Source organism: Mucilaginibacter sp. P4_G9 (genome assembly GCF_056400985.1).
In genome coordinates, this window is sequence record NZ_JBFUKF010000275.1 from 1 (window position 1) to 6,622 (window position 6,622).

Here is a 6,622-nt window from a genome sequence, read left to right on the forward strand (position 1 = left end):
GTTCTCCATTTTTCTCAACTTTTCTCAAAGTTTTCTGAATGGTTAACTGGTTATAATTTGGTGGTTGGTTTTATTATCAGGATTTATTGATTCCCTAATTAAAATCTAAGGTAGAATAAAATTATTTTAATTGTGATAAAAACAATTAAAATAATTTTCATTTTATTTGTGCGCTAAGGACACAAGCAAAGTAGGATTCATGTGTTTATAGCCGCTTTACCAATAAACCAAGGCTCAGAATTAAATTTCCTGTATCTAAAAAATTACATTTGCCGTTCTTTTTAAACCAATCACATGCAGAAATATTCTAAACAAACGCGACTTTTACTGGCAGTGGACTGTATTATCTTCGGATTTGACGGCCATACCTTAAAGATTCTGCTCATTAAAAGAGGATTCCAGCCCGAGAAGGACAACTGGAGTTTGATGGGTGGATTTGTGCAGCCCCAGGAAAGCCTGGACCAGGCGGCCAACCGTATCTTAAAACAACTTACCGATCTGCAAGGGGTTTATTTAGAGCAATTACACGCATTTGGTAATACCAAACGCGATCCTATAGAGCGAACAGTATCTGTTACCTACTTTGCATTAATAGATATCAATAAATACGAAACCCAGCTAAGTAAAGATTATCATGCCGAATGGTTCCCGCTAAAAAGGGTGCCTAAGCTCATTTTCGATCAGCAGGAAATGGTGGAAGCTGCCAAAAAGAAGATCAGGTACAAGGCGGCTATGCACCCTATTTTATTCGAGCTTTTACCAGGTAAATTTACACTTCCGCAATTGCAGGCGCTTTATGAAAGTGTTTTTAATACCCAGATAGACAAGAGGAATTTTAGTAAAAGAGTTTTAGCTACCGGATTGCTGATTAAGCTGACCGATAAAGATAAGGCCGGCTCAAAACGTGGCGCCTATTATTATCAACTGAATATGCAGAATTATTATGCTAAATTTCAGGCATTTATGAATYTCATCCCAAACCCGGATACCCTTTTGAATTAATTTTTTACACCGCTGTTTTCGTAACAATTTAAATGTTTTTTAATAAAAATTTTTTATTGTAAAAAAATAAGTGTTACTTCAACACGAATTATTTAACCAATATGAGAGAAGACCAATTTGTTATTGGAGTGGACTATGGGTCCGACTCTGTTCGCTCAGTTTTAATCAATGCGCAAAACGGCGAAGAAATAGCCTCATCCGTATTTAATTACCCCCGCTGGCAGCAAGGATTATTTTGTAAACCTGCAGAAAACCAGTTTAGGCAGCACCCGCTTGATTATATAGAAGGGCTGGAAACCACTATTAAAGATTGCCTTCAAAAAGCAGGTGGCGCCGATGTTGCCAAAGCGGTTAAAGGCTTATCTATAGATACCACCGGATCAACCCCTATCGCGGTTGATAAAACGGGCACGCCGCTGGCTTTAACCCCGGGTTTTGAGCAAAACCCCAATGCAATGTTCATTTTATGGAAGGATCATACATCGGTATTAGAAGCCGCCCAGATTAATGAACACGCAACAAAATTTGATATCAATTATTTAAAATATGTAGGCGGCATCTACTCATCCGAGTGGTTTTGGGCCAAGCTATTACATATTATTAGAGTTGATGAACAGGTGCGCGAATCACTACACTCCTGGGTGGAGCATTGCGACTGGATCCCTTTCCTTTTAACAGGTGGCACTGAGGTTACAGAAATTAAACGCGGTCGTTGTTCGGCCGGTCACAAAGCATTATGGGCCGAAGAATTTGGCGGCTTACCGCCCGATGAATTCTTTTCATCTCTTGATCCGCTGTTAAAAGGCATTACTGCTAAACTATTTACAGAAACCTATACTGCCGATGAAGCTGCAGGAACTTTAAGCGCCGAGTGGGCCGAAAGATTAGGCTTATCTACAGATGTAATTGTAGGTACAGGTGCTTTCGACGCGCACATGGGCGCGGTTGGCGGGCAAATTGAACCTTACCATTTAAGTAAGGTAATGGGTACATCAACCTGCGATATATTGGTTGCCCCGTCTGCCGAGATCGGCGACAAACTGGTTCGCGGTATTTGCGGGCAGGTTAACGGATCGGTTATCCCTGGCATGACAGGTTTAGAAGCCGGTCAGTCTGCCTTTGGCGATACTTACGCATGGTTTAAAAACGTGCTTTTATGGCCTTTAAATAACTTGCTGTCGCAATCAACAGTAATAGATGCAGCAACTGCCGAAGCTTTAAAAGCTGAAATGGCCGAGCTGATTATCCCGGAACTGAGCAGGCAGGCAGATCTGTTGCCTTTAGATTTTGACAACGAATTATCTATCGACTGGTTTAACGGCCGCCGTACACCGGATGCCAACCAGGAGCTGAAAGGCGCCATCACCGGCTTAGGCCTGGGCAGTGATGCACCGCGTGTGTTCCGTTCATTAGCAGAGGCTACCTGTTTTGGAGCTAAAAGCATTGTGGAGCGTTTCATCAGCGAGGGTATCCCGGTTAAAGGGATCATCGGCATTGGTGGCGTAGCCAAAAAATCACCATTTGTGATGCAAATGATGGCTGATGTATTAGGAATGCCTATCCGCATCCACCAGTTTAAACATACCTGCGCTTTGGGTGCAGCCATGTTTGCGGCGGTTGTTGCCGGTATTTATCCAACTGTTGAGGAAGCTATGCAGGCAATGGGTCGTGGTTTTGATGTAGAGTATTATCCTAATAAAGATCTGGAAGCAGCTTATTTAGCCCGCTATAATAAATACAAAACTTTAGGTGCTTTTATTGCTCAGCAAATCGCGGTTAACTCAACGCAGGCCACAGCAGATAATTCAGTTTTAGCATGAGCAAGTATCAGGATATAAAACAAGCTGCTTTTGAAGCTAATATGCAGCTACCCAAACTTGGGCTGGTACTATTCACCTTTGGCAACGTTAGCGCGGCCGACAGGGCACAAGAGGTATTTGCTATAAAACCAAGCGGTGTTCCCTATGAGGACCTATCACCGGAAAAAATGGTGATCGTTAATTTTGACGGGGTTGTTGTAGAGGGCGATCTGAGGCCTTCATCTGATACACAAACTCATGCCGTTTTATATAAGCACTGGCCAAATATCGGAGGTATTGTTCATACCCACTCCACCTATGGTACAGCCTGGGCGCAATCACAACGCGATATTCCTATTTTCGGCACCACGCATGCCGATCATTTAACGGCCGATATACCCTGCGCGCCACCCATGAGCGATGAAATGATAGAGGGCGATTATGAATATCAAACCGGTTTCCAGATTATGGATCATTTTACAGATCAGGGCCTGGATTATAATGAAGTTGAGATGGTATTGGTGGGTAATCACGCCCCCTTTACCTGGGGTAAAACGCCGCATAAAGCAGTTTATAACAGCGCAGTTTTAGAAGCAGTTGCCCAAATGGCTTACTTAACCGAACAGATTAACCCGAAGGCACCACGCTTAAAAGACTCACTCATCAAGAAACATTTTGAACGCAAACACGGACCAAATTCATACTACGGCCAATAAAATGAGATCACTACGTTATATAATCATCCTGGCAGCAGGCTTGCTGGGTGCAAAAGCATCGGCACAAACCGTAGCTGCTACCCCACCCATGGGCTGGAACAGCTATAACTGTTTCGGCTCGGCCGTGCATGAAGATGAAGTAAAAGCCAATACCGATTACATGGCCAAATACCTGAAGCCTCATGGCTGGGAGTATATAGTGGTCGATTTTTTATGGTCGTACGATAACCCGCCGGGAAGCAACATCGGTAATCCATTTCAAATGCGTTTGCAGGATGGATCATATGTACCATGGCTTACTATGGATAAATGGGGCAGGTTAACACCGCAGCCTAATAAATTCCCTTCTGCCCTGGGTGGCAACGGATTTAAGCCTTTGGCCGATTATGTACATCGAAAAGGATTAAAATTCGGAATTCACGTAATGCGCGGCATCCCGAGACAGGCTTATTGGGCAAAATCGCCCATAAAAGGCACCAACGGTATTACTGCAGATATGGTTGCCGATACCAACTCCAAATGCCCATGGATGAACCATATGTACGGGCTTGACATGAAAAAACCAGGTGCACAGGAATACCTGAACTCGTTGCTGGAACTTTATGCTTCATGGGATGTAGATTTTATTAAGGTAGATGACCTTTCGCGCCCATACAGCAATGCCGAAGTGGAAGGATACCAAAAAGCAATCCAAAATTGTGGCAGGCCAGTAGTATTAAGTCTATCGCCAGGCGAAACTCCTGTTGCACAAGCTGCACACGCAACCAAATATGCCAATATGTGGCGCATGGCCGATGATTTTTGGGATAACTGGAAAGAGATACTGCACATGTTTGACTATGCCAAAAGCTGGGAAGGTGTAAGCGGCCCGGGTCACTGGCCCGATTGCGACATGATCCAGATTGGTAAACTGAGCAAACGTGGCCCAGTTGGGCAGGAGCGCTTCAGCCGCTTTACCGAAGATGAAGAAATTACCCATATGACCTTTTGGAGCATTTTCCGCTCGCCTTTAATGATTGGCGGTAACCTGCCCGAAAATCGCGAGCTGGAATTGAAATTATTTACCAACGATGAGGTTTTGGCTGCTAATCAAAAAGGAGCTAATCCACGCCAGTTGTATAAAAAAGATGGCGCTATGGTTTGGTATTCGCAGATCCCCGGCAGTAAGGATGTTTATGCCGCCCTGTTCAACATTGGCGATACAAACAAAAGTATAGCAGTTGATTTTGCGGCCATCGGCTTAAAGGGCAAAGTAAAGGTGCGCGATCTGTGGAAAAAGCAGGATGTTGGCCAGTTTAAAAAAGGCTATCAACAAAATATCAACCTGCACGGCGCAACATTGCTAAGACTTTCGCCTGCAGCTAATTAATCAGTCATAATCAAAAACCAATATAAAAATTCATTAAATCAATAATTCGCTAAATCACTAATTAAATATAATGATCGATCTTAAAACATTTGAAGTTTGGTTTATTACAGGAAGCCAAAATTTATACGGAGAAGAAACACTAAAAAAAGTTGCCGAACACTCCCAGGAGATTGCTGCCGGAATAGATGCATCCGGTAATATCCCCGTACGCGTGGTTTACAAACCTGTTGTTAAATCAACCGAAGAAATTTATACTACCCTGCAGGCTGCAAACGTTGCCGAAAATTGTATCGGCATAATTACCTGGATGCATACTTTTAGCCCTGCAAAAATGTGGATCCGTGGTTTAAGCATCCTCAAAAAACCGATGCTGCACCTGCATACCCAGTTTAACCGCGATATTCCATGGAGCTCAATAGATATGGATTTCATGAACCTGAACCAAAGCGCCCATGGCGACCGTGAGTTTGGTTTTATGGTATCGCGCATGCGCATTAACCGCAAAGTAGTAGTTGGTCACTGGCAGGACCCAGAGGCTTTGGCCGAAATAGAAACCTGGACCCGCGCCGCAGCCGGCTGGCATGACTGGCAGGGAGCCAAATTTGTCCGTTTTGGCGATAATATGCGTTTTGTTGCTGTTACCGATGGTGATAAAGTGGAAGCAGAATTAAAATTTGGCTTCTCGGTAAACACCTATGGTGTTGGTGACCTGGTTGCTGTGATTAACGCGGTAAGCGAAGAGGCTATTACTGCTTTAACAGATGAGTATGAGGCTACCTATACTATGGCCGATGATCTTAAAAAAGGCAGCGCAAAATATTCTTCGGTTTACGAAGCTGCCAGGATCGAGATCGGGTTGCGTAAGTTTTTAGTTGATGGCGGTTTTAAAGGTTTCTCGGATACATTTGAAGATCTGCATGGCATGATCCAATTACCTGGTATTGCTGCCCAACGCCTGATGGCCGATGGTTTTGGCTTTGCGGGTGAAGGTGATTGGAAAACGGCTGCCCTGGTACGCGCATTTAAAGTTATGGGTGCAGGCCTGGCCGGCGGTAATGCCTTTATGGAAGATTATACCTACCACTTTGACCCTAACAATGCTTTGGTTTTAGGTTCGCATATGCTGGAAGTTGATGCTTCTTTAGCCAATGGTAAAGCATCTTTAGAAGTTCACCCCTTAGGCATTGGCGGCAAGGCTGATCCCGCACGTTTGGTATTTAACGTTGCTGGTGGTGCGGCGCTTAATGCATCTATTGTGGACATGGGTAACCGTTTCCGCTTACTGGTTAACGAGGTTGAAGCTGTTGAGCCGATTGAAGACCTGCCAAACCTGCCTGTTGCACGCGTACTATGGAAACCACTGCCCGATATGAAAACCGGCTGTGCAGCCTGGATTTACGGTGGTGGCGCACACCATACTGCCTACAGCCAGAACCTGACTGCCGAACATATGCAGGATTTTGCTGATATGGCAGGAATAGAATTTTTGAGGATTGGTAAGGATACAACCATTCCGCAGTTCAGGAATGAGATATTGTGGAACGAAGTGGCTTATAAATAGGGAGCATAAGCCCCCTCTGAATCTCCCCCTTCAGGGGGAGACTTTTGATTTACGTGATACAAATCACGTCATAAGAGGTATGAAGCAATCCTGGGCTTACAGAGCCGCTGCACAGCTTGGAAATTGTTTCGCACCTCTCAATGACAGGGAATTAAGGGACTTTACAAGTAAAATA

Annotated in this window: 5 protein-coding genes; all 5 read left to right on the plus strand. The window is 44.2% G+C overall.

What is annotated here, in order from left to right; all coding sequences use genetic code 11:
- Positions 1-294 precede the first annotated feature (294 nt).
- The 5 genes from AC1DPZ_RS19305 (at position 295) to araA (ending at position 6,447) form a co-directional block, all read left to right on the plus strand.
- Entirely contained in the window at positions 295-1,002 is a 708-nt protein-coding gene (locus AC1DPZ_RS19305; protein WP_477406423.1) for an NUDIX hydrolase, read from the plus strand.
- 101 nt (positions 1,003-1,103) lie between these two features.
- Positions 1,104-2,822: a ribulokinase gene (locus tag AC1DPZ_RS19310; protein ID WP_477406425.1), complete on the plus strand. Its 1,719-nt coding sequence runs from the start codon at positions 1,104-1,106 to the stop codon at positions 2,820-2,822.
- Complete coding sequence (locus AC1DPZ_RS19315) at positions 2,819-3,517, plus strand: L-ribulose-5-phosphate 4-epimerase (RefSeq protein ID WP_477406427.1); 699 nt, start codon at positions 2,819-2,821, stop codon at positions 3,515-3,517. Before AC1DPZ_RS19310 ends, AC1DPZ_RS19315 begins: the two co-directional genes overlap by 4 nt.
- A 1-nt stretch (position 3,518) precedes the next feature.
- A complete protein-coding gene (locus AC1DPZ_RS19320) occupies positions 3,519-4,886 on the plus strand; it encodes a glycoside hydrolase family 27 protein (RefSeq protein WP_477406429.1) in 1,368 nt (455 codons plus the stop codon).
- A gap of 70 nt (positions 4,887-4,956) precedes the next feature.
- Positions 4,957-6,447 carry an L-arabinose isomerase gene (gene araA, locus AC1DPZ_RS19325; RefSeq protein ID WP_477406431.1) on the plus strand — a complete coding sequence of 497 codons (1,491 nt, stop codon included), beginning with the start codon at positions 4,957-4,959 and terminating at the stop codon, positions 6,445-6,447.
- The last annotated feature ends 175 nt before the right edge of the window (positions 6,448-6,622 follow it).

Bases quoted from the DNA above. Each gene is read 5' to 3' on its own strand.
- AC1DPZ_RS19315 (WP_477406427.1), top strand. From the start codon at position 2,819: ATGAGCAAGTATCAGGATATAAAACAAGCTGCTTTTGAAGCTAATATG.
- AC1DPZ_RS19320 (WP_477406429.1), top strand. From the start codon at position 3,519: ATGAGATCACTACGTTATATAATCATCCTGGCAGCAGGCTTGCTGGGT.
- araA (WP_477406431.1), top strand. From the start codon at position 4,957: ATGATCGATCTTAAAACATTTGAAGTTTGGTTTATTACAGGAAGCCAA.
- AC1DPZ_RS19310 (WP_477406425.1), top strand. From the start codon at position 1,104: ATGAGAGAAGACCAATTTGTTATTGGAGTGGACTATGGGTCCGACTCT.